The organism is Natronosalvus rutilus (genome assembly GCF_024204665.1).
Taxonomy (GTDB): domain Archaea; phylum Halobacteriota; class Halobacteria; order Halobacteriales; family Natrialbaceae; genus Natronosalvus; species Natronosalvus rutilus.
Window position 1 is genome coordinate 104,456 of sequence record NZ_CP100357.1, and the last position, 22,279, is coordinate 126,734.

21 protein-coding genes and 3 pseudogenes are annotated in these 22,279 nt (G+C 55.7%); 12 read left to right on the plus strand and 12 right to left on the minus strand.

The window, feature by feature from the left end; genetic code table 11:
• Positions 1-44: 44 nt before the first annotated feature.
• Positions 45-338: a HalOD1 output domain-containing protein gene (locus NGM29_RS20500; protein ID WP_254161325.1), complete on the plus strand. Its 294-nt coding sequence runs from the start codon at positions 45-47 to the stop codon at positions 336-338.
• 160 nt (positions 339-498) lie between these two features.
• Here NGM29_RS20500 and NGM29_RS20505 read toward each other — a convergent pair whose 3' ends face one another.
• Positions 499-762, minus strand: coding sequence for a HalOD1 output domain-containing protein (locus NGM29_RS20505; protein WP_254161326.1), 264 nt, complete (start codon positions 760-762; stop codon positions 499-501).
• A 33-nt stretch (positions 763-795) separates the two neighbouring features.
• Positions 796-1,116: a DUF7344 domain-containing protein gene (locus NGM29_RS21570; RefSeq protein ID WP_425499278.1), complete on the minus strand. Its 321-nt coding sequence runs from the start codon at positions 1,114-1,116 to the stop codon at positions 796-798.
• A gap of 511 nt (positions 1,117-1,627) precedes the next feature.
• On the opposite strand from NGM29_RS21570, the pseudogene NGM29_RS20515 reads away from it, so the two are divergent.
• Positions 1,628-1,942, plus strand: a pseudogene (locus NGM29_RS20515) (bacterio-opsin activator domain-containing protein); the annotation flags it as partial.
• A 136-nt stretch (positions 1,943-2,078) separates the two neighbouring features.
• On the opposite strand, the gene NGM29_RS20520 reads toward NGM29_RS20515, so the two are convergent.
• Positions 2,079-2,969, minus strand: a complete 891-nt coding sequence (locus NGM29_RS20520) for a M14 family metallopeptidase (RefSeq protein WP_254161328.1) — start codon at positions 2,967-2,969, stop codon at positions 2,079-2,081.
• Between the two features lie 538 nt (positions 2,970-3,507).
• Between NGM29_RS20520 and NGM29_RS20525 the strand changes: the two are divergent.
• The 3 genes and pseudogenes from NGM29_RS20525 to NGM29_RS20535 all read left to right on the plus strand — a co-directional run.
• Positions 3,508-4,752, plus strand: a pseudogene (locus NGM29_RS20525) (sensor histidine kinase); the annotation flags it as partial.
• Positions 4,753-4,954: 202 nt separating this feature from the next.
• Positions 4,955-5,398, plus strand: a complete 444-nt coding sequence (locus tag NGM29_RS20530) for an SPW repeat domain-containing protein (RefSeq protein ID WP_254161330.1) — start codon at positions 4,955-4,957, stop codon at positions 5,396-5,398.
• 442 nt (positions 5,399-5,840) lie between these two features.
• A complete protein-coding gene (locus NGM29_RS20535) occupies positions 5,841-6,161 on the plus strand; it encodes a HalOD1 output domain-containing protein (RefSeq protein WP_254161485.1) in 321 nt (106 codons plus the stop codon).
• A gap of 848 nt (positions 6,162-7,009) precedes the next feature.
• Here NGM29_RS20535 and NGM29_RS20540 read toward each other — a convergent pair.
• The 4 genes and pseudogenes from NGM29_RS20540 to NGM29_RS20555 form a co-directional block, all read right to left on the minus strand.
• A complete protein-coding gene (locus NGM29_RS20540) occupies positions 7,010-7,357 on the minus strand; it encodes a four-helix bundle copper-binding protein (RefSeq protein ID WP_254161332.1) in 348 nt (115 codons plus the stop codon).
• Positions 7,358-7,631: 274 nt separating this feature from the next.
• Positions 7,632-9,019, minus strand: a pseudogene (locus NGM29_RS20545) (permease).
• A gap of 8 nt (positions 9,020-9,027) precedes the next feature.
• Complete coding sequence (locus NGM29_RS20550) at positions 9,028-9,399, minus strand: SHOCT domain-containing protein (RefSeq protein ID WP_254161334.1); 372 nt, start codon at positions 9,397-9,399, stop codon at positions 9,028-9,030.
• A 227-nt stretch (positions 9,400-9,626) separates the two neighbouring features.
• Positions 9,627-10,871: a multicopper oxidase family protein gene (locus NGM29_RS20555; RefSeq protein WP_254161336.1), complete on the minus strand. Its 1,245-nt coding sequence runs from the start codon at positions 10,869-10,871 to the stop codon at positions 9,627-9,629.
• Positions 10,872-11,269: 398 nt separating this feature from the next.
• Here NGM29_RS20555 and NGM29_RS20560 point away from each other — a divergent pair, with 398 nt between their 5' ends.
• On the plus strand, positions 11,270-11,686 hold the full coding sequence (locus NGM29_RS20560) for a DUF302 domain-containing protein (protein WP_254161338.1): 417 nt from the start codon (positions 11,270-11,272) through the stop codon (positions 11,684-11,686).
• A gap of 6 nt (positions 11,687-11,692) precedes the next feature.
• The gene (locus tag NGM29_RS20565; RefSeq protein WP_254161340.1) at positions 11,693-12,037 is read left to right on the plus strand and encodes an SHOCT domain-containing protein; all 345 of its coding nucleotides are present in this window, start codon (positions 11,693-11,695) and stop codon (positions 12,035-12,037) included.
• Between the two features lie 70 nt (positions 12,038-12,107).
• On the opposite strand, the gene NGM29_RS20570 is transcribed toward NGM29_RS20565, so the two are convergent.
• From NGM29_RS20570 to NGM29_RS20585, 4 genes are all read right to left on the minus strand, one after another.
• Entirely contained in the window at positions 12,108-13,097 is a 990-nt protein-coding gene (locus NGM29_RS20570) for a potassium channel family protein (protein WP_254161342.1), read from the minus strand.
• Between the two features lie 51 nt (positions 13,098-13,148).
• The gene (locus tag NGM29_RS20575) at positions 13,149-15,416 is read right to left on the minus strand and encodes a copper-translocating P-type ATPase (RefSeq protein WP_425499279.1); all 2,268 of its coding nucleotides are present in this window, start codon (positions 15,414-15,416) and stop codon (positions 13,149-13,151) included.
• Positions 15,417-15,653: 237 nt separating this feature from the next.
• Positions 15,654-16,985: a hemolysin family protein gene (locus NGM29_RS20580; RefSeq protein WP_254161489.1), complete on the minus strand. Its 1,332-nt coding sequence runs from the start codon at positions 16,983-16,985 to the stop codon at positions 15,654-15,656.
• Between the two features lie 115 nt (positions 16,986-17,100).
• Positions 17,101-17,820, minus strand: a complete 720-nt coding sequence (locus NGM29_RS20585) for a DUF2270 domain-containing protein (RefSeq protein ID WP_254161344.1) — start codon at positions 17,818-17,820, stop codon at positions 17,101-17,103.
• A 394-nt stretch (positions 17,821-18,214) separates the two neighbouring features.
• Between NGM29_RS20585 and NGM29_RS20590 the strand changes: the two genes are divergently transcribed.
• Positions 18,215-19,474: an inorganic phosphate transporter gene (locus NGM29_RS20590; RefSeq protein WP_254161346.1), complete on the plus strand. Its 1,260-nt coding sequence runs from the start codon at positions 18,215-18,217 to the stop codon at positions 19,472-19,474.
• A 919-nt stretch (positions 19,475-20,393) separates the two neighbouring features.
• The gene (locus NGM29_RS20595; RefSeq protein WP_254161348.1) at positions 20,394-20,657 is read left to right on the plus strand and encodes a HalOD1 output domain-containing protein; all 264 of its coding nucleotides are present in this window, start codon (positions 20,394-20,396) and stop codon (positions 20,655-20,657) included.
• Between the two features lie 288 nt (positions 20,658-20,945).
• Here the strand turns inward: NGM29_RS20595 and NGM29_RS20600 are convergent, their stop codons facing one another.
• Positions 20,946-21,176 (minus strand): ribbon-helix-helix domain-containing protein, encoded by a 231-nt coding sequence (locus tag NGM29_RS20600; RefSeq protein WP_254161350.1) that lies wholly within the window; start codon positions 21,174-21,176, stop codon positions 20,946-20,948.
• A 332-nt stretch (positions 21,177-21,508) separates the two neighbouring features.
• Here NGM29_RS20600 and NGM29_RS20605 point away from each other — a divergent pair, with 332 nt between their 5' ends.
• The 3 genes from NGM29_RS20605 to NGM29_RS20610 all read left to right on the plus strand — a co-directional run bounded on the left by NGM29_RS20605 (position 21,509) and on the right by NGM29_RS20610 (position 22,104).
• Positions 21,509-21,685 (plus strand): hypothetical protein, encoded by a 177-nt coding sequence (locus NGM29_RS20605; RefSeq protein WP_254161352.1) that lies wholly within the window; start codon positions 21,509-21,511, stop codon positions 21,683-21,685.
• 82 nt (positions 21,686-21,767) lie between these two features.
• Positions 21,768-21,893 carry a hypothetical protein gene (locus NGM29_RS21235; RefSeq protein ID WP_256548203.1) on the plus strand — a complete coding sequence of 42 codons (126 nt, stop codon included), beginning with the start codon at positions 21,768-21,770 and terminating at the stop codon, positions 21,891-21,893.
• A 31-nt stretch (positions 21,894-21,924) separates the two neighbouring features.
• Complete coding sequence (locus tag NGM29_RS20610; protein ID WP_254161354.1) at positions 21,925-22,104, plus strand: hypothetical protein; 180 nt, start codon at positions 21,925-21,927, stop codon at positions 22,102-22,104.
• The last annotated feature ends 175 nt before the right edge of the window (positions 22,105-22,279 follow it).

The window sequence follows — 22,279 nt, forward strand, 5'->3', positions numbered from 1 at the left end:
TCATAACGGATTCATATTTACACCGTTCTCTGATGGGGGTGTAGATGACCGACACTGAAGCACACGACCGGTACTACCCAGAGGATGATCAAGCCCTGAGCGACGCAATTCTTCAGGTTATCGATGTGCAGAAAGACGAGAGCCTCACGGAGGCCGAGTTCAGACTGTACGATGATATTGACCCAGACGTGCTCAATAATCGCTTTCAGGAGGACGCTCACGGGGAGACGAAAGTCGAGTTTTACACTGGTGGTTTCAAGGTAACACTGTGGGGAGATGCCGTGATCGACATTCATGTTACACCCCAACAAGGCGAGGGGAAAGCCGCAAACGCCTGATCAATTCGTGCGTGAACTGAGACATTGGTTTCATTGATTTCGTTCGAGAAGATGTGGACCTCGAATGGTCAGATGATCAGCACAGATAAAGAAGTCATCTCGCCAATGGTTGTCTACCCGACACTGGCTTCAGAGCGTGTTCTGGACCAGCTCCGGCTACTTATTCGACTGGTCGGTCCGTGACGCGAATCTCGACCCCATCATCCCCCCAGAGTTCGACCTCGATCCCGTCTGTCTCGAACGTCACGGTTGTTCTCGGCTGTGCATCGTGGCGAAAGAGGGAATTGAGGGCGTCAGGGTTTATGTCCTCGTAGAGGACGAAATCTGTTCGCAGGAGGGCTTTCCCTTTACAGTCCTCGATGGCATCGAGTATCGTCTCGGTCAACGAGCGGTCTTGATCAGGCGTGTACGATTCTCGCACCATAGTTGTTTGCTCAGGCTTGTCTTGCATCATGTGCTACTCACACCGCCACAATATTCCGGAGCCATATTCGATGAGGGACTCCTCTGCGTGTTCGAGTTGCGAGTGACCGTAATATCGGATCGTTCTAGTCCGCGCGTCGTAGTCAACGAGTCCAACGTCGTTCAGTTTGGGAAGTGCAATGTGGTGAAGTCGTATCGTAATCCGCGTCTCGTCTGCGTGGTCACGTCGGGCGAGTGCGGTAACAACGTCATCAACAGAGGCGTGATCTTCGGACGCGTTTCTGAAGTATGCAACAACGGACCGACAGTGCTGATTGGCGAGCGCGGACAGAAGAGCGTTTTTTCCTTGGTTCATTGGTAGCGGGTTGATTTTCGGAACACCGGTATATCCGACTCTGAAGAGACCGCTCCACGTGAGACTTCATTTTGTCTATACAACTTCTATTTATGGATTTGAGTTCAGGCCTCCAGCACAGTGAGAGTATTGCCGAGGATTCTACGCGTCCCTCACCGGAGTCGAGTGGCAATTGCCTGCTATGAGATGCCTAGTTCTTCCATTGTCACCTCACTTTGCGAGTTGAAGTCTCACCGGTCGTACGCGATAACCAACGCCTCCTGTTGCTCGCCAGTGAGTGTCGCCTCAGTCGCAGTCTCGACCGGCGTCAGAGCGTGAAACGCCCTGAGCGTGATCGGAATATCCTGTTCACGACAGCAATGTTGGAACTCGGCAATCTCGATTCGTTCGTCACCATGGATATCGACCGTCCACTCCGTATCCGTCCTCTCGCTACGATCAACAGGACTTTTGTCTCGCTCAGCGTATTGAACATGGATGTTTTTACAGCCAGCGCGACATCGTTCGAATCATGGCGACTGAGGCGACCTTCACCGTTCCATCCGATCAGTTCCCCCTCGGCACCGTCTTCACCCAACTCCCGGACGTGACGATCGAACTGGAGCGACTGATTCCTTCACAGGACGTGGCGATTCCCTACTTCTGGGTTCGCGGAACGGAAGTTGACGACATTGAAGCGGCGTTTACCGGTCATCTAGGCGTGAGGGACATCCAACTCGTCGATTCCGTCGAGGACGAGTATCTCCTGCGTGTCGAGTGGTCGCTCGAGTACGACGACGTGCTGAGCGTGCTAACCGAAACCGGCGTTCCGCTCATCGAAGCGACCGTCGCCGCCCCTGCCGCCTACAACGCCTACGCCAACAACAAGGCTGACACGCCCGAACACACGCACAGCCGAGCAAAAATCGTTAGCACCGATGAGTACCACCGTTTCGCTCCGGCTTGTGATCGGTGTAAAGGTGCTACTCGGAATCCCGCGGGTTTCGAGCTCCACCGATCCACGTCTCCCGAACATCATCCAGCGACTCGCCAATTTTCTGTCCTCGATACCCGAAGATGTCATCGTACCCCTCCGCGGACAGCATGATTGGCCAGAACACCTCGTCAGCGGTCAGTTCCCGTCCGTCCACGCTCGCGTAGACGGCCCCTCTGGGAACGCGTTCGAAGTTTTCGACATGTACCTCGTAGGAGGACCCATCAGGCTTCGGAACGGGCTCACTCATGTGGAAGTGTTCCGAATCCACATTGAGTGGGTCGCCGGGAAGCGCGTCCACTCGCTTGAGGAACGAACGGGCCTGATGTTCGGCTGCTTCAGCTATCTCATCGGTGTTTGCTGCGGCGAGTTCGATTTCGACGGTGAACCCACACGCCGTGATCGTCTCTTCGTTTATCCCCCAGTGATCGACGATACGCGGCACGGGTAGTTGCGAGGCCAATGTAAACTCACGCTCCTGAGCACTGTGTATCAGTGCGAACGGCGTCGGTTCCGCAGCAGTGCCGTGTAATGAAAGCGTTGTCCGTCCCTCGACAAACTCGCAGAGTCGGGCTGCGATCCGTTCTTCTCGGTCGCCGTCTGGATCGCCGGGAAAGACTCGGTTGAGATCTGAATCGAGGTAGCGTTCGCCGGCCTCGATCGCCTCTGGGTTGGCAAGAACGAACGCAACGCCTCGTTGCAAGTCGAGGTCGGCCTCGCGCAGGCGGTTCACCGCACGGATACCGCTCCGCTCGTCGCCATGAACGCCGGCAACGACCACCACCTTGGGCTCTCCTGGTCCCCGAACAGTTACATCGAGCGGACCAAAGTCTCCTTCCATGTTCCTGCGGAAATTATCCCGAGCACGGGTTTGGCTCATCTGCTGGCATATACCGGCCCGAACGGTTTCAATTGAGTTCGCACCGTAGGTTAGCCGCTTTCAGTCGAATGTCTAATCAGCATCTATACGAACTCAATTCACGTCACCAGCACGAAACAAACAGTGTTGTCGTGCTAAACTCCTCCTCTGAATCTCACCCAACCTCTGACAGCAGTTCGATAGTTCGTTACGACTCTACGAGATAAGGCGCAAATATCGCATGGAAGGGTTCTCCGAATCTCTCCAATATACGACGCTTCCTCCAACAGCGGAAAATTTATCCGCTGGTTTGTAATGAACTGAAGTAATGGCCGACTCACAGTTGACGGGCGTACTTCAAGAGACCCTTGCTCTCTTCGAAGTGGGAGGAGCGCCCAGGACGACGGCCGAGGTAGCCGACCAGATCAACCTCGACCGCCGGAGGGCCTACGACCGCCTCGAACGCCTCGTTGATCACGGCCGACTCGAAACCAAGAAAGTCGGCGACAATGGACGCGTCTGGTGGCAACCAGCCACCGAGCTCGAGGGGCTCATCACCGACGTCACCAACCGCAGGGAACGCGAACGCGAACTTGAACGCCGCGCCAATCAGCAACAGGTCGTGGCCGATCTCGGGCAATTCGCGCTCGAAAACGACGACCTGGATAAACTCATGGACCGAGCGTCACGCCAGGTGGCAAACGTCCTCGACAATGAGTACTGTAAGGTACTCGACCTCGACCCGGACGCCGAGGAACTCTTGCTCCGCCAGGGCGTCGGTTGGCGAGACGGGATCGTCGGCGAGGCGACCGTCTCCTCGGTCGAAGCGGACTCCCAGGCTGCGTACACGCTGGCGAATAATCACCCGATCATTGTCGAAGACCTTGAGACGGAATCACGCTTTGGCGGTCCCGAGTTGTTGATGAGCCACGACGTCAAGAGCGGTCTCAGCACCATCATCGGCCCGTTCGACGACCCGTGGGGCATCCTCGGCACCCACGACATCGAACAGCGGGAGTACTCCGAAGAGGACGTGACCTTTGTCCAGAGTGTTGCGAACATTCTCGCGGACGCTATCGAACTGCATCAGTACCAGGAGGAACTCGAACAGTTAGTTGCCGACCTCGAGGAGTCCAACGAGCGCTTGGAACAGTTCGCGTACGCAGCCTCTCACGACCTCCAGGAACCACTCCGGATGGTCTCGAGTTACCTGCAATTGCTCGAGCATCGCTACAATGATGCGCTCGATGAAGACGCCGAGGAGTTTCTTGCGTTCGCCGTCGATGGAGCCGACCGGATGCGGAGGATGATTGACGGGTTGCTCCAGTACTCACGGATCGAGACTGAGGGCGAGCCGCTCGAACCAACCGATCTCGATTCGATCCTAGACGATGTCCTCGAAGACCTGCAGTTGCGGATCGAAGAAAGTGACGCTGATGTGACGTCCGATTCGCTTCCGCGAGTCGAGGGTGACGCTAACCAACTCCGGCAAGTGTTCCAGAATCTGCTGGACAACGCAATCGAATACAGCGGCGATGATCCCCCACGTGTTCACATCTCGGTTGAGAAAACGGGAGACAAGTGGATGATTTCGGTGCACGACGAAGGAATCGGTATTGATCCCGGCGACACGAATCGCGTCTTCGAGGTCTTCAATCGACTGCATAGCCACGAGGAGTACGATGGAACCGGCATCGGACTGGCGGTGTGTGAGCGGATCATCGAACGTCATGGCGGTGAGGTCTGGGTTGACTCGAACCCTGGCGAGGGTACGACGTTCTCGTTCACGCTCCCCGACGAGTAGTACGGATTCGGCAACTCGTCCAGTATCTGCTGGATTCAGAGCACGAATGTCGCACGAAATGAGAGCCAATCTAGATGGGGGTGGTCGATCAGTACAGGTGGTATGGTGACCACCGAACGAGAAAAAGATACATCCGACCTTCCCGACAGGTGCAGGCACCATCGTTTTCCGCATATGAGGGGTACGAGCGGCGAGGAAAATCATGAGCAATACACCGACCGACACCGGAACGGACTCCGACGCTGGGTCAGCCCGGAACAGGGAGACGCTGAACACAGACATGATGCAGTGGTTGAGCGCCCTTGTCGCCCTGATCGGACTATACCTCGTCGCCTCGCCGTTTATCTTTGAGTCGACAGACGCAGCGACGTGGAACGATACGCTCGTCGGAACAGGTATCTTTCTGCTTGCCGGGTACAACTTCTACCGACTGTCGAAGGATCGATTGGCAAGTGTCGCCGTTGCATCGCTGACTATCTTGCTCGGCCTTTGGACAGCGATCGTCCCATACGTCATGGAGATGGGGAGCAACGAACTTGCAATTGGGACCACACTCTCCGGCCTGGCTGTCGCTGCCCTTTCGGCCTACAACGCATACGCGAACGGGAAAGCCGACGCACCAGACCACGTCCGCACTCGCGCCTGACTCACCTCTTGATGGCTCTTTTCGAGTTCCTGGCGCGCATCATAGCCCGAGTACGATCCGGACCAGACAGGTCTCCTTCTGACAGGGATACCTGATTGTTCCATACGCATGTATTCGTAGCCCTTCTAATCGAGGTCTGGTTAGAATTAAAGAATTTCGAACCCAATCCTGACTGATCCAAATCGGTACTCGGCGGAGGGACAGAGTCAGCCACCGCTGACCGATACACTGGACGACTTTCTCGAGGCGATCGACGTCACACCTTGAATTGATGATCCGTCGGTCGACCGACGGCCCTCTGGAGCTACGTGAATCCAGGGTGTACGTCTACAACTGGGCTCTTTACGTGGCAACTCGACACCGACCGATCGGGATGAGGGGACTCCGACGTTCACTCAGAAAATCATAGCCATTTATGCTAACCCATAGCATGGCTATTGTAATGAGCGCGGGAGACCGTCCGGGGGCTGAGCCATCATTTGATTCGACCACCATCCACCTCCGGAGAACGTACGATTGGTCGGCCACGGCACCAAGTATAGCCGCGATTGAGGCACTCGCCCACCTCGAGAACATCGACCCAACTGAACTCACAACGATTTTCGAGACCACTCTTCACGATCACGTTGACCCGGAGGCGCTCGATACACTCGTTCGAGACGGGAAACTGGGTTCTGTCACCGTTACCATTGATCGGTCTCAACTGCTGTTCGACGGTAACGAACTGGTTGTCTCCGAAGTGAGCACACCGTCATCGGAGTAGCGAAACGCCGGTTGACCGGCCAGTCTATTGAGGCTATGTGAATTAAACGACGGTGCTGTGCTACACGTATCCTCTGTATTGATCATATGACCGTTCGAGATCCACATCTTCTCGGACGAACGAAATCATTGAAACGGCACTGTCTAGTTAAACGATTCTGACGTAGAACAGCGTTTCAGTGACTGTCGTATCCCTACCAATGTATCTGCGGGTCTCAATTCGTCTGAGACGTTTGCTGAAACAGATGAGTTTTCGCTGCTCATGGAACGGAATCTCTTTGTGTCAGATCATCGTTGGTGTTTTCACAATCGACGCTGTCACTCTCTCGTCGTTCTGCCTTGCGCTTTCCCTTATACAGACAGTACCAATGCAACCACTGTCTCAGTTCACGCGCGAAGTGAACATACTCGATACTGCGTTTCGCTTGAAATCAGTCAGCTGAGTCGGTAGTTGCCCGTTGGTCGTCCGTCGACTCTGGCTGTAACTGGCGGACGAGATTCAAATGCATCAAGTGAAGATGCATTCCAATTCCGTACAGGATGGTCCCCAGTCCAACGAATGTAAGCGGCATCAGTATCGACTCGATTGCCTGTGAGGGACTGTCAAGATTTGCGGGAAGGACGACACCAACGGCCAACAGAAACGCAGTGAGGATGATTATCAATCCTATACGGACCGCGCGGGAGTATTTCCCGATCTGTTGAATGCGACTTTCAATCTCCTCTTGGGAGGGTGCTGTCTCACGAGCCATAGCGTATGATTTCTAGCATCGTCCAGGGTATTTAAGCCGACAACACGCTGGTAGCGAGAACCAAAGGGTTGTGAGCGGGTAGGATTAGGTGCGGGTTCTACGTCGACATCATTTCCCGGCAGGATTCGGCACACTCGCGAAGCACGTCGGCACAAACCTGACAGTGTTTTTCATCGTGTTGTTCGCACTCCTCGGCACACTCTTCGCATGCAGCAGCACAGGCTTCTGCAAGTTGCGTGCTGTAGTTCGAGTTCCGTGCCATGAAGCGTGCGTGCAGCGTCGTGAGGTCGGCGACATCCCGACAGAGACGAAGGCATCTGGCCATTTCTTCGCCTTCACCGGCACATTCATCAGCACACCATTCACACGCTTGAGCGGCTTCGAGGCAATTGTCGATGCATTCTCCCATCTGATCGTTCACGTGGTCGATTTGAGTTAACGCCATCACTCACAGTTCCAGCACCCTATAGCGTAAAACCGGGGCTGGAATAGGCAACCGTTCACTGAACACCCAATACTGAGTAATCACCCTTTCCCATATGATCGCCCACTGACTTCTGCCCGTTCTCCCTGTATTCAGCCCGGTCGTTGAAATTTATCAACGATTGAGAGTTTCAACAAAGCTTCTATGAACTGAACCAGGTAACAGGTTGCGAACTCAGAATTTTTCGCCACCGAACACCTGCCACGGTTCCGAGGTAGTTCGCGTCATCGATCTGTTAATGGTGATTGTGAGCGCCTGAGAGGTCTGGATCGATCATAGCGAACTCGTCGGGTGTTTCCTCGAACGCTCGCTTGCACGCTTTCGAACAGAAATAGTATGTATTGTCATCGTAAGTCACGTCTAGGTCATCCTTGTCGGTCCGCATTCCACAGACTGGATCTCGGTACTCTCCGGGGGCTCCCAGACCGCGTCGGTACACATAGAGGAGGAATCCCGAGAGAGCGAACGCGATCAGGTTCAGGTAGAACGTGTAGTTCAATTCGAAATAGGTCTGCTCGCTCGCAGTCATGCCACCGGCGAGATCGGGGACGATCCCCAACGCGTCAAACAGCTGTTCCATGAGAAAACCCGTGAACGCCATCGTCACGAAGAACACGCCGAGAATGTACAGCATCACACTCCAGCCGTAGTACTTCCGGTACACGTTGAGCACGGGGACCGTGATGAGGTCAGCGTAGACGAAGGGATGACACCGGCGAAGCTCACACCTCCACCCCAGAGCGCAACGGCGAACGGGACGTTTCCCATGCTACCAACGAAGCTGATGATGGCGATGGCCACGCCCATGACCGCGTTCTCGGCACTGACGAGCAAGCCGTCGCCCTGGAGGAAGAGCGTGTTCCAGACCCACTGCGGGACGAACACGATGACGAATCCTGAGATCAGAAAGCCCGCTACCACGTCCTTGTAGAGCATCGACCACTCCTTACGATACTGGTTGCCAACCTTGTACCAGCCGCCCCACGACCGCAGTTCGTCCCGCCAGCCACCACTACTGGCCGCCTCCTGCTGATAGGTCTCCATGCACCCCTCCGAACAGAACGTCAGGGTCTCGTCGCCGTCCGTAACGAGTGAATACTTCTCTTTCCCTTCCATCCCACAGGTCGGATCTTCGGTCACGCCATGATCGTGATCTCGCTGATTCAATTCGTTGCGAACCTCTTCGAAGAGGGTCTCCGGAAGCGTCAGGTGGACGATAATCGCCATCACCCCGATGAGGATGACGCCACCGAGTAACTCGGCAACGAGGAACTCCCAGCCCAACAGGATCAGGATCATCAATCCGAGTTCAACGATGAGGTTCGTCGAGGCGAACATGAACGCAAGGAAGGTCACGACGTGGGCACCTTTCTTGAAGAGCCCTTTCCCGATGGCGACGGCACCGAAGCTACAACCGCTGCTGGCAGCGCCGAACAGTGTGGCCTTCGTGACACCGGCGATGTCACCATCACCGAGCATGGCGGCCATTCGCTCTTTCGAGACGTAGACCTGGACGAGACTGGTGATCACTAGCCCCATGATGATCGCCCACGCCGCCGTCCAGAGGAAGCCGACCCCGATCCGGAGGGCCTCGACTACCTCTGTTCCCAGTGTCGCCAACATGATCTGTATTACTGTTCGGTTTTGAGTCGGTCCCGCCGTCGTTGGTATTCCTCGTCGCTCAGGTCGCCGCGTGCGGAGGCGAGTCGAAGCTCCTCGAGTGCAGGGTCAGACGAGTCATCCTGCCTGGTCACCGCCCGATAACCGAGGTAGACGGCCCCGACGATGATGGCGAGGAAGAGGAGTTGCATCCCCACGCCGATGATGAGCATCCACCCGGACACACCATCCGCATTCCACATGCCGTTACCCCACATCCCGCCCATCATCGGTCCAGTCCACATCATGCCAAACCCCATCATGAATATGGGAAAGACAACGAGGGCAGCAACGATTGCAAGGACGACCCAGACAAGTTGCCGATCAGTTGTGTTGGTGGTCATAGTTTTGCCCCTGAGTCGTGTTGAGACACGATCCCTATCTAGAGAAACGGTTGCATGGTTCAATGCCGTTCCCTTATGAAATCAATGTTAATCGCCCCCGGGTATTTCGAATACAATCTTATTTGCCATTGAACGAATGATTTCGATCTGAAACATGGCTCTGGTCGGATGGTTCCGTCCGGTTTCGATAGCCGACCCTTGTGACTCGTACGAGCCGAGCTCTATTGCTACTGCTCGTACGGGACCTCACGTGCCATTCCCGTTTCCATGTGGTAGAGATGGTGACAGTGGAAAAACCACGCACCGGGGTTTTCAGCGACGAAGTCGATTGTGATCTCACCCATGTGATCAGGGACGATGACCGTATCTTTGAGGGCATCACCGACCGTAAAGTTATGTCCGTGGAGGTGCATGGGGTGGCGCATCGGACTTCGGTTCACCATTCGGAAACGGACGTGTTCGCCCTCTTCGATACTGATCGGATCGGCATCCGGATACGCCTGCCCGTCGATGGTCCACTCATCTCCATCCCCACCCATCATTCCTCCGGACAACGTGAGGTCAACCGTTCGATCAGGCTCTCCATCATACGCATCGAGAGAGTCGATCGCGTTGAGGTCCGAGAGTTGGAGCTGACGGGAACCGATTTCACCTTCAGTGACACCCCCATCAGACTGTTCGTAGTCCAGTAATGCCCGGCCAGCCGACGTCGATTCATCGACGGGCCTGATCCGAATCGGCCACGTCCCTGGGGATCGTGCCTCAACGACAACGTCGTATCGTTCTCCTGGGCCGATTTCGAGCGTATCGACGGGGACGGGTTCGACAGCTGAGCCGTCCGTATGAGAAACAGTGAGTTCGTGGTCGTCGATACCGATTTTGTAGGTCGCTGCCGCTGCTGCGTTAATGAGCCGGAGTCTCATCCGGTTGCCCTCTTCAACATCAATGGTTGTCGGTTCGTCCGGGAGGCGTCCATTGATCAGTGTTCCCTCTGCCGGCGGCGCGTCAGGGAATCCCCCACCTCCCATACCGCCCATGCCACCCATTCCGCCTCCATTTCCGCTTGAAGTCTCGACACGTGGTTCAGTTGGGAGATACTCATCCAGGACGAGTGTCGCTTCGGTGTCGTACTCGATGTGCGGCTCTCGCTCTTCGATGATGAGTGGGCCGAGCAGTTCTCGATCCAGTTGCAGACCGACGTGGCTGTGATACCAATGTGTGCCAGCCGGTTCTGCATCGAACTCGTAGACGAAGTCCTCTCCAGGTTCGATCGCGGCCTGGGTGACGCCCGGAACGCCGTCCATCGCGTTATCACCGTCGAGTACCATCCCGTGCCAGTGAATCGTCGTTTCCTCCGGCAGGTCGTTCTCGATGGTGACGCGGACGCGTTCACCTTCCACTGCACGGATCTCGGGGCCTGGATACTCGCCGTTGTACGTCCAGCCGTCGTAGGACTCGTCGGTTGCGACCATCACTTCGCTCTCGGTCGCGCTAAGGTGGTACTCCCGATCCGGGTCGCCGTATTGTGGTTCTGGGAATTCGCGTTCATCCGGTGATGCATCGTCATTGGGTGTGGTATCGAAGCATCCAGCGATCAGGGTTCCACCTGCGATAGCACCGGACCTGAGTACGTCACGTCGACTGATAGTGTAATTTGGTAATTTTGTCATTAAGGCTCTAATTGTGGTAGATCGTGGTTTGCCCCACTGTTCAGTAGTCTTCGTACGGTTCGAACACGCTAAAGTATTGTGCATATTGTTCAATACCAATACCGACGTTGATCAGGTCACCCACCATTGATGACGAATCAAGATACATGTGCGGAACTCACGCCAACACCATTAAGCTCCTTCCTGTAGTAGTGTGGGATATGGGATACACAATACAAAGATCAGTGGCTGGTGACTTCAGTGAAGTCGTAGAGACAACGATTGCTGCCCTCGAAGACGAAGGGTTCGGCGTACTCTGTGATATCGATGTGCAGGCGACCCTCAAAAAGAAACTTGGCGAGGACTTCCGGCAATACAGGATTCTCGGTGCCTGTAACCCAAAACTCGCACACGAGGGATTGACCGACGAGATTGAACTCGGCGCACTTCTCCCGTGTAACGTTATCGTCTACGAAACTGACGATGGAACTGTCGTAGTGAGTGCAGTTGACCCCCACCAACTCGTCGGTATCGCCGATAACGAGACGCTCGGTTCTATCGCAACTGAGGTCCACGATCGATTCGAGCGAACCCTTTCGACTGTCCAAGACGAACTCGAATCCGCGTCGGAGGCCTGATTAGCGATGTCGTCCTCAAACCAGCTCGATACGACGACGCTGCTCCTCCTCCTCGGGGTAATTATCGTACTACCGTTGCTCACGATGGGAATGGGGTTCGGAGGGATGATGGGATACGGTGGAATGATGGGTTGGAACGGGACTACCGGTGGCTGGTGGCCACTTGTCGGAATGATCGTTCCGCTCGTCGTTCTGCTCGTCCTGCTCGGCGGTGGATATCTTCTCTTTCAGCGTGCCACGGCAAACCATCCGGATTCTGCGATGGAGGAGCTACGTAATGCGTATGCTCGTGGCGATCTCACCGACGAAGAGTTTGAAACCCGCCGGGAGAGGCTCGAACGGTCAGAGTAAAGGTATAACGGTGATCACGCTGTAACCAGCTGTCGTTCGACGTAGTAGGATCTTGACTGTGATCCTCTTTTCAGGAAGGCCATTGCCGTTCGTCGGATTCGACGATACCGAGCAACGTTTGTCGACGTTCGCTCAGCGTATCGAGGGTCGAGGCGAACTCTTCGTCGGAAACGGTCGGGATATTAGCTTCGCGGAGAGCGTTTAGATTCGGCGGCGGAGGAACATTGTTTGAGGGATGGATGAAGCTCTCGTGCAGCGTTTCGAGGTAGTTTTCGATGCTTTTGCGGGTGTTCCGGATGACAATTTCACTCGGGCGATGTTCTTTCGGAACACCGAATCGAATGAGCGTCAATGCGTCGTCGAGGGCCGCGATTTCGACGGTTGGAGACCGGTCTGACCGGGCGCTGTGAAAATAGTGAAGAACAGGATAGGCCTTGTGATTCTCCGTGAGGATCGTCAATTGCGTAACGAAACTATTCAATGGCAAGTCGAGCCCCTGAAACTCCTCACCATCCCAGGCCGTTTGAACGATCTCTTCGCTGTGTGTTCCGAATCCGCTGACGTTGTTGGCGAACGCGCGTTTCTGGGTGACTGCATCGAGAACTGACAGCGTATAGGTGACGATCAATGTCACGAAAAGCAATCCACTCCCTGTTGCGAGTATCGTGACAAGCTGCCAGATTCCTTTCCGTGGAGCAAAATCACCGATTCCCAGCGTGAAAACCGTGTATCCGACAAAATAGATCCGGTCAGTCCACGTCACGGGACCGCGGTTGAGTGTATCGATGAGAATATTCTCAGCTCCAGCGAAAATAAGCGTCCATCCACCCCAGAGCAGCACTATCCATCCCACGAGGTTCAACACGAAGATTAACGGTCCCGAGAGGCTGAGTAGCTGTGAGCTTTGGGCGCCAAATAGTCGTAGTGATCGCCACGTCCATGCCATCAACCGAGACGTAAGTGGACCAGCACCACCTTCAACCCAGAGCGTCGTCCAGAGAAGGTCAAGTACGGTCCCGAGCAGCAGAATCGCACCAAGGGCCAGATAAATAGTGTTCATTTCACCTGTGGAGTGTTGTGTTGGTTTATCAGCTGTCGAAAGTCGTCTACTCTAATCAGCCGGTTGTGTGCCTGTAGCTGGTGACACGCCAGGTAAGCTCGGAATGGAGAGATCGACGCGGCGGAGCAGTTGCGCGTTTATTGCGACGATAACGGTACTCAACGACATCAGTAGCGCACCGATGGCGGGCGACAGGAGGATGCCGATCGGTGCGAGGACGCCCGCAGCCAGCGGGATTGCGAAGACGTTGTATCCGGCGGCCCAGACGATGTTCTCCTGCATCTTCCGGTAACTCGCCTTGCTCAGCTTCACGAGACGGGCAACGTCCATCGGATTGTTCTGCACGAGGATGACGTCGGCAGACTGAACAGCGACGTCCGTCCCACTTCCGATAGCGATGCCGACGTCCGCCCGAGTCAGCGCCGGTGCGTCGTTGACACCGTCGCCAACCATTGCCACAAGTTTGCCCTGGTTCTGTAGCTCCTGGACCTTCTCGTCTTTGTCTTCGGGCAGTACCTCCGCGAACACTGTATCAATTCCCAGTTCGTCGGCCACGGCATTAGCCACGTCCCGCGAGTCGCCGGTCAACATCGCTACTTCTATATCGAGTTCGTGGAGCGCATCGACGACTCGGTAGCTCTCTTCCCGGATTACGTCCGCCATGGCGAAGGCGGCGATCGGCTCTCCATTTCGAACGACGTACACGACAGTCTGTCCGTTTTCGCCGGCCTCATCAGCGAACCGTCGCAGATCCGACGAGACATCGGTGTCGAGGTAGGTCAGAAGGTTTGGACCGCCGACGTAGACCTCGTCACCCGAAACCCGCGCGCGAACTCCCCGACCTTTCATCGCTTCGAAACCCTCCGCCTTGGGAACGCTAACACCGCGTTCAGCAGCTGCCTCGCGGATGGCACGGGCAATCATGTGTTCTGAGTCCCCTTCGACCGCAGCTGCGAGAGCCAGCGCCTCCTCGTCGTCGATACTGTCCGCGGTCTCTGTACCGACGACACCGTGTTCGCCCTCGGTGAGCGTCCCAGTCTTGTCGAAGATGATCGCATCTAGGTTTCGCGCTTCTTCCATGGCAATTCGATCCCGCACCAACATCCCATTTCGGGCGGCCAGCGAGGTGTTGATTGCAACCACGAGCGGAATGGCGAGTCCGAGCGCGTGTGGACACGCGATTACAAGGACGGTGACGACTCGCTCAATAACCGCCGCGTCGTTCGACGCGGCGATCGTCCACCCGACGGCAGTCACAGCCGCTGCCGCTACGGCGACGTAGAATAACCAGCCGGCGGCTCGATCGGCGAGGACTTGCGTCTGAGACTTGCTCCCCTGCGCTTCTTCGACGAGACGCATAATCCCCGCGAGAGTCGTCTTCTCACCCGTCGCTTCGATGCGGGCGCGGAGACTGCCGTCGCCGTTGATGGTCCCGCCGATCACCTCGTCGCCTGGCTCCTTCGAAACCGGCATCGACTCGCCGGTGATCATTGATTCGTTCACGTCCGAGTCACCCTCCTCGACAACGCCATCTGCGGGGACGCTGGCACCGGGACGGACGAGAACGAGATCTCCTTCGGAAAGGTCGCTCACCGGGACCTCTTCAGTTTCACCGTCATCGGTGATTCGTTCGGCGGTGTCGGGCATGAGCTGTGCCAGCTCGTCGAGCGCACTCTGTGCTCGCCGAACCGATCGCATTTCGATCCAGTGGCCCAGCAGCATGATGTCGATCAGGGTGACGAGTTCCCAGAAGAACGCCGATTGGGTGGGAAAGACGACGCTCGCCAAACTGTAGACGAACGCGACCGAGATCGCCATCGAGATGAGCGTCATCATCCCCGGTGATCGATCACGCAGTTCGGGGATGGCCATTCGGAGGAACGGGAGGCCACCGTACCCGAAGACGATTACCGCGAAAATTGGGTTAATCCACTCGCTTCCTGGAAACGCCGGGACAGAAAACCCCAGCCATTCCTGGAGCATCTCGCTGTAGAGGAGGACCGGAATCGAGAGCAGCGTCGAAATGAAAAACCGACGGCGGAACATCTCTTCGTGACCTTCGTGCATTCCGCCGTGATCTCCATGGTCGTGACCACCGTCCTCGCGGTCCATTTGGTGTTCGTGTTTATCTTCGATCGTCTGTTCGGCCTCATTCGCGTCCGTAGCCTCCTCCTCAAGCATCGACTGTTCCACTTGCGGTTCTGATTCGTCTTCGGTACTGCCTGTCTCGTCACCGGTTGTGGACTGATGGTCGTGGTTAGGATGGCCTTCAGACGGATTTTCGTCATTCCTTGGCTGGTTGTGATCGTGATCGTCCATGGTTGTCTAAACACTAGAACAGCGGCTGAGGTAATCTGTGTGTTGGCTTGTTATCATAATTTCTCACGGTATTCCTTCTATCAGTATCGGTGATGTTGGTAAATCCGTGCTGAAGATAGAGAAATCGGATACTATACGTAAACGACCACGGGTCGGGTGGCCTGTGGAACGCTCGCTGCTTTCTTTAGAACGGCGGCGCGAAGCCGAACGGACCTGAACGAGCAAGTCCATACCCATTTAGTCCACCGCTGGATCATCGATATCTCTTTCTTGGACCCATACCGTCGAAATTCGGGCCCCCTCGATGCTCGTTACCTCAACGACGTGACCGGCGACCTCGACGCGGTCGCCAGGTTCTGGTGCGCGGTTGAGTTGTTCGAGCACCAGTCCACCGATCGTTTCGACTTCCTTGCTTTCGAAGTCCCCAGCGAGGATATCATTCACTTTCGACAATTGGACTCCGCCGTCAATGTCGTACCCCTCATCGTCGCGCCGCCGTATCGACGGTTCCCGCTTATCGAGATCAAACCCGTCTCGAAGGTCTCCAACGAGGGCCTCAACGATGTCTTCAACCGTTGCAATCCCCTCGAATGCTCCCCACTCGTCGATGACTGCGGCCATCTGCTGTCGATCCTCCCTGAACTGTATCAGGAGGTCGCTAATTGCCATCGTCTCCGGGACGATGCGAATTTCGCGGACGATGTCACCAACTCTCTCGGCATCCCCACCGGTCACCTCTGCTCGCAGCACGTCCTTGACATCGACGAATCCAACCACCTGATCACCGTCGTTGGCATCGAGAACCGGATAGCGCGTGTGTCCGGCCTCTAAAACGATCGAATGCAGTTCGGATAGGGTGGCATCCGCCGGAACGCTCACCACGTCCGGTCGTGGGACCATGACCTCCCGCACCACGATATCGTCGAGGTCGAAGACGCGCTCGATCATCGTCACTTCTGCCACGTCAATGCCCCCTCCCTCACCGGATTGTGTTAGTACCCGAAGGAGTTCCCGCTCACCGAGTGTCTCATCCGTTTCGGAAGCGGGCGGCACACCGAGCGACCGCGTGAACGCGTTGGCCGCCCCGTTGAAGACGACAATGCCCGGATAGAGTAGGTAATAGAAGGCCTTCATTGGCGGGGCGAGGAACAGCGAGAGTCGCTCGGTCTGGGCGATTGCGAGCGTCTTCGGGGCGAGTTCTCCGAAGACGACGTGGAGAAACGTGATGATACTAAAGCCGATTGCGAACGCGACGAGATGGATGAGAGTCGCCGGGAGAACCGATTCCAGGATGGGCTCGATGAGCGCCGCCACTGCGGGTTCGCCGACCCATCCTAATCCGAGCGAGGCGATGGTGATGCCGAGTTGTGTCGTGGCGAGGTAGTTGTCGAGATTCGTCATCACCTCCTGGAGCGTCCCCGAGCCGGGCCGCCCCTCTTCGACGAGCTGGTCGACCGATGTCCCCCGAATCCGAACGAAGGCGAACTCTGCAGCGACAAAAAAGCCGTTTAAGACCACGAGAATCAACGCTAAGGCGAGTTGTGCCGCCGAGAGCGCAACGTCTACCATCGATACTCCCAGAAAGTACTGCCGTTCGATTGTGGTGTGTCCATAGCTATACATCTCGTCCCAATGACTAAAATCCTCTAAGTGGTTCGCGGGTGACCGACTGCTGTCAATGTATTTACCGGTATGTTTCTTTCCAATCGTCCGGGTCCCCTTCACGGAATTCACCCTTGGCATGGCGCTCACGGGGCCAGAAGGTGACGCCCAGCAGTACAACGTAGAACACGCCCACAACGGCAACCACAGCAATCCCGGGGATACGGGCGATTCCAGCGGTTGTCAGCCAGTCCTGGCGCGGCGCGAACGCTGTAATCCTGAAGACCCACGCGATCAATAGGATACTGAGCAGAGCAAGGTACACACGCCGGAGCCGGTTTGCGAGTGCTTCGTAGAACGAGACTTTCAGCGTCGGCCGGCGATAGTCCCTGCTCAGTTCCGCTCGCCAGTCGTGGCTTTCAGTGCCTTGGGACGGGTCGAGGGCGTTTGCGAACAGGTTTTCCTGGATGACTCGAGCGCGAGAGCGAAAGACGTCGTAGTCCCGGTACCGCCGTGCTTCGATGCCCAGAAAGACGGTGACGACGACGATCCCGATCAGCAAGATATAGTGTGGGTTATCGGTACTCGAAAACGCCCACGTCAAGATGGCTGCCATCAGCGTCACCGCCCACGTCGTCGTCTCGTCGAGGCGCTGGCGCCACGTCCCCACTCGGTCGATCTCTCCGCGGTAGGCGTGGGCCATCACCGAACCGAGTCCCGTGCTGTCGTCAACCATTTCGCGGCCGATCTCCCGCTGGTCTGGTGCTGTTGGGTCGACCTCGTCGCTATTCGAGTCGGTCATAGAGGAGAGACATCTCCTCGCTCCATAAGCAGCTATGGTGACTGCGTAATCTGAGTGTCATGTACTGGAGGACATCGAACAGTACGCAGTTGCATGTAGCGGTTGGTTTCGGCCTGAACGTGTGGACTAAACGAGAGTGCCGTGCTGAACTCATTCTCTGTATCTCGCACGACGGTCCTGACTGTATTCTGGTAAGACATTTAGACAATGCTGAATACACAGCGCATATCGGTCACTGATCTTTGAGCAACCCGTGTGGAGACGAATCGGTAGAGACTAGTGGGACTTCAGTTGTGAAGTGCTAAATCTTCGTGTTACTGTGTCTATCGGTCGTAGCCAACAGTTCAGCAGCGAAACGGCACTATTTTTTCGCGTGCGAACCGAGCACACGCACGTGGCAGAATTACTAATTCTCGTGGGATTGCTGGTGGCGGTGTTCGTCGGGTACAATATCGGCGGGTCATCAACCGGTGTTGCCTTCGGTCCGGCAGTTGGCAGCCGGGCCGTCAGAAAAGTCACTGCCGGGACACTGTTTACCGTGTTTGCGTTCCTCGGAGCGTGGACGATTGGACGGAAGGTCATCACGACGATGAGTACCGAAATCGTCGATGCAGCAGCCTTTACACCCGCAGCGAGCGTTGGTGTCCTCTTTTTTACCGGGCTCGCACTCCTGATCTCGAACCTCTACGGTGTCCCGGCGTCAACCTCGATGACAGCCGTCGCAGCAATCGTCGGACTCGGATTGGCAACGGGGACGCTCAACACTGCGCTGATGTTTACCATCCTGTCGGCATGGATCGTCGCCCCACTGATCGCCGTCTTCACAGGTGCGTTTATCGGCAGATATCTGTACCCGCACCTTGACGCCAAATTCGAATTTGGTCGCCTTACGAACCCGTTGATCGCAATCGATACCCAGGGGAGGCTCCCACGGCTATCGGTCAACGATAACGTCTCGCCTCGGGATCTGATCGGGTCGGCGCTTGTGGTGGCAATTGCCTGCTACATGGGGTTCAGTGCCGGGGCCTCGAACGCGGCGAACGCAGTCGCCCCGCTTGTCGGTAACGGTTCCCTTGACCCCAGCCCGGCGATTCTCCTCGCAATCGGGGCCATCAGCGTGGGCGGCTTCACGATTGCCCGGCGGACGCTGGCGACCGTTGGCAACGATATTACTAAGATGCCGATTCTGGCAGCGCTCATTGTTTCGACCGTGGGTGCGACGATTATCACCGTCCTATCGTGGCTCGGAATTCCAGCCAGTCTCGCCGTGAGTACGACCAGTTGTATTATTGGACTCGGGTGGGGCCGTGCAAGCCGAGCGCGGACGCTCGCAGAAATAGTCACACAGTCCCCTGCCGATGAATCCGCTCCAAAGTTTACGACTGGTGCACTCAAACTTCACCCAGTTGAAGGCAACAAGGGGGTCAATTCGGGCCCGACTGTGGGCGAACTCGCTGAAGGCGAGACTCCTCACCCGGACAGACAGCACGCATCCGGGGATGGTGTGTCTAGCATCGGCGAAAAAGACCCAGAAGAACTGTCCGCCGAAGGCCTGTTCCACCACGCAGCGGCAGCTCGCGTCGTGACACTCTGGGTGATCACGCCGATGATGTCGCTCGTGGGGTCCTATGCCTTGTTTTCACTCCTCGGCTAACAGAACACCTCGTCTGTCCATCGGCCTCAGTCGTGGTCAGAGGCACGCCCATCTACAAGAATCGTGCGCGAGTGGTAAGGGTTGGCGTCTTTGATATCAAGACCGCTGTGCTGACTTGATCCTCTGTATGCAGCAGCCTCGAGCTGCCAGAAAAACGATAGTCTGCTGAGCTGGTGCTGCATACAGAGCGCGAATGTCGCACGAAGTGGGAGCCAATCTCTAAACTGACACTTCATGTTGAGTGAAAACACCTGACATGTACTTATATATTGTGTGGTTATCTGAGTGAAAGGAACCCTGCACAGTCTATGGTTTGTGTTGCACTTTCTAACCACCGTTCTATTCAGGGAAGACGATACGTTCAAGAAAGACCTTGATCAATCAGGTATCTAATCCGGTCCAGTTTCATCGGCTTCGAGCTTCAAAGCTATTTTTTTGAACACGGCATTCTCACACGAACATCCGTTCCTCCCGATCGGGAGGACCGTTCCATCGGGTTTCTCTCGTGCGGCATACATTGAGCCACACGTCGTACAGAGCGCTATTGTCCGAGTATCTTCCTTACCAGTGTTACTCATACCGTTACACTTCCAGGCCGTAGTAGAGACCGATTCGTGAAGGCATAAAACGTGAACCCGGCAATTTCAGGGCATCATTACAGTTGATTGGCTGATCGTTATTCACTAACCATTGTGTATCATGCCGTTTGGCTTTATTTATTGCACCGATATTGTGAAACAGATAATGGCAATTGATTCGCCTACCTCCAAGGCAGAGTTAGCACAAGCGCTCACCACCCCCCTACAAAGCGCATACCGGAACGGTGCAGAAGTTGCTACAGGGAGCTACGCGCAAATCCATCACGATGGCTCCGACGCCAAATATATCCGAGTCCAGTCCTACTCTGGGACGTGGAACTATGACAGCGACTGAGTCGGTTCAGACGCGATATGATTGGTCGGATGTGGACCCGAGCATGGCCGTCATCAATGCGCTTGCTTCACTGGAAGACGTACGGCCAGTTAATCTCTCAGACGAAGTGGACGGTACCCTATATGATTTTGTTGACCCAGAAGCGCTTGATGCACTTGTTACCGACAAGAGCACGATCTCGATTTCGTTCATGATCACTGAGTACGAGGTACACATCGACGGAGACAAGTTGCAAGTCTATTACGAGTAAGAGGGCTATTGGAGATCTCAGCGGTCAGTTCGTATCTGTGTGTATCAGTTGGTTCCGGCCTGGGATTGTGAAACAAACGAATCTGCTGTGCTGCATCTATGCTCTATATGCAGCAGGCACCTCCTGTCAATTTCTAAGTGCTTCAACAAAATCTATCCACTCTAACTACACGACCTGCTCATGGCTCAAACTGGCCTAGTTAGGGACTGGCTCTCTAGCCAGCATATCGGTCATCAAGACACCCGTGAGTACCATATCACAGGTGCGCTGAACAGTATAACCTCGAAGTCACCGGCTCTCGTGGTCGACGTCGGCTTGAGCGTGCTCCTCGAGTAACCGTTGAATCCCGGCTCGGATCGCCTGGCTCCGGATGTGGTAGATATCGGCGTCGACGAGCGACTCGAGCGCTTCGAGCTGTTCATCGGTCGCACGGAATGTGACCCGATCGAGCGTCTGACGGGTCTCCAAGCGGGAGTGAGCCGGTTCGGGAATGACGTCATTGGAGGACTGCGATGCCATCGTTACCGCCCCTCCCGTTCGAGGTTTGGAGACCATACCTCTCTCGTGATGTGAGCGACGCAGGTACTCTCGGAAACCATGTGGATGGAAGGGCATCGACGGCAAAAAGGACTCGCGTAGTACGGTGAAAGTGAACCTGCCTCGTGTTCATCGATGCACTAGTATCAGACCACACCCCGTTCGCATAGTCGCCCGAGACGATCCTACCGCTGTAGGTCTGATCATGCACTTCACCCCACCATAATTCGGGCCAGTATAGTCTCCTATTGGCTGTGACCTCCACTTTCGTCCCGAGGCGGACTGTTTCAACCCAGTACAGCGAACGAGCGCGTATGCTCTCGTGCGAGTGGCGTGACTGCGACCTGACCTCCGACTACCGATTCAACGTCAAAAACCGCCGACGGGTTACCCAGCGCGTCGAGTACTTCTGTGAGCGTCACGCCCTTGACCGGATCGAGGAGGCGAACCGGGACCCGTGGCTCGAGATCATGTCGTCGACAAAGCAGTGAGCGGCCGACAACAAAATATCATGCACAAGAATCTAAAATGTCTCCAGAAAATACATTTACTTTCTTCTACAAGTTGGCATCCATGGAAAGAGAACTCGCACTGGTCGTCGCATTCCTGTTAGCAAGCATCTTCGCAATCTTCGTATGGGAATTCGTGGTAGTTGGCGCAATCTGCGACTTCAACGGGAACGCGATCGTCTGCAACTAGCTTATCCACCCGGGGAAACAACCCCGAAACGATGACTCCACGATCGTTCGTCTGCCCGTCACCGGACTGTTCGCACTCGACTGGCGGCGCTGCCGAGTTGGCCGAGCACGTCAACACCGAACATTCTGGCGAGTTCCGACGCAAGGACTGGCCGGCGACCGAGGCGGGACGGGCGTCGCTGGCTCGAGATCGCGTCGAAGACAAGGAGTAGCGTTATCGACCCAAGAACGGGATTAGAAGCACTCCGAAAATCGCTATTGTTCCGAAGATCGCACTAAATGGGCAACTAACATCGAGGAATTCCCTCCGGACCCCTCAACTACGAACGCGATTGCTACGAATAGCATTAGATCGATGCTTAGCACACTCGCCACTGGATTTAACAT

Bases quoted from the DNA above. Each gene is read 5' to 3' on its own strand.
- NGM29_RS20500 (WP_254161325.1), top strand. From the start codon at position 45: ATGACCGACACTGAAGCACACGACCGGTACTACCCAGAGGATGATCAA.
- NGM29_RS20505 (WP_254161326.1), bottom strand. From the start codon at position 762: ATGGTGCGAGAATCGTACACGCCTGATCAAGACCGCTCGTTGACCGAG.
- NGM29_RS21570 (WP_425499278.1), bottom strand. From the start codon at position 1,116: ATGAACCAAGGAAAAAACGCTCTTCTGTCCGCGCTCGCCAATCAGCAC.
- NGM29_RS20520 (WP_254161328.1), bottom strand. From the start codon at position 2,969: ATGAGCCAAACCCGTGCTCGGGATAATTTCCGCAGGAACATGGAAGGA.
- NGM29_RS20530 (WP_254161330.1), top strand. From the start codon at position 4,955: ATGAGCAATACACCGACCGACACCGGAACGGACTCCGACGCTGGGTCA.
- NGM29_RS20535 (WP_254161485.1), top strand. From the start codon at position 5,841: ATGAGCGCGGGAGACCGTCCGGGGGCTGAGCCATCATTTGATTCGACC.
- NGM29_RS20540 (WP_254161332.1), bottom strand. From the start codon at position 7,357: ATGGCGTTAACTCAAATCGACCACGTGAACGATCAGATGGGAGAATGC.
- NGM29_RS20550 (WP_254161334.1), bottom strand. From the start codon at position 9,399: ATGACCACCAACACAACTGATCGGCAACTTGTCTGGGTCGTCCTTGCA.
- NGM29_RS20555 (WP_254161336.1), bottom strand. From the start codon at position 10,871: ATGGTCGCAACCGACGAGTCCTACGACGGCTGGACGTACAACGGCGAG.
- NGM29_RS20560 (WP_254161338.1), top strand. From the start codon at position 11,270: ATGGGATACACAATACAAAGATCAGTGGCTGGTGACTTCAGTGAAGTC.
- NGM29_RS20565 (WP_254161340.1), top strand. From the start codon at position 11,693: ATGTCGTCCTCAAACCAGCTCGATACGACGACGCTGCTCCTCCTCCTC.
- NGM29_RS20570 (WP_254161342.1), bottom strand. From the start codon at position 13,097: ATGAACACTATTTATCTGGCCCTTGGTGCGATTCTGCTGCTCGGGACC.
- NGM29_RS20575 (WP_425499279.1), bottom strand. From the start codon at position 15,416: ATGGACGATCACGATCACAACCAGCCAAGGAATGACGAAAATCCGTCT.
- NGM29_RS20580 (WP_254161489.1), bottom strand. From the start codon at position 16,985: ATGGTAGACGTTGCGCTCTCGGCGGCACAACTCGCCTTAGCGTTGATT.
- NGM29_RS20585 (WP_254161344.1), bottom strand. From the start codon at position 17,820: ATGACCGACTCGAATAGCGACGAGGTCGACCCAACAGCACCAGACCAG.
- NGM29_RS20595 (WP_254161348.1), top strand. From the start codon at position 20,394: ATGACAGCGACTGAGTCGGTTCAGACGCGATATGATTGGTCGGATGTG.
- NGM29_RS20600 (WP_254161350.1), bottom strand. From the start codon at position 21,176: ATGGCATCGCAGTCCTCCAATGACGTCATTCCCGAACCGGCTCACTCC.
- NGM29_RS20605 (WP_254161352.1), top strand. From the start codon at position 21,509: ATGCTCTCGTGCGAGTGGCGTGACTGCGACCTGACCTCCGACTACCGA.
- NGM29_RS21235 (WP_256548203.1), top strand. From the start codon at position 21,768: ATGGAAAGAGAACTCGCACTGGTCGTCGCATTCCTGTTAGCAAGCATC.
- NGM29_RS20610 (WP_254161354.1), top strand. From the start codon at position 21,925: ATGACTCCACGATCGTTCGTCTGCCCGTCACCGGACTGTTCGCACTCG.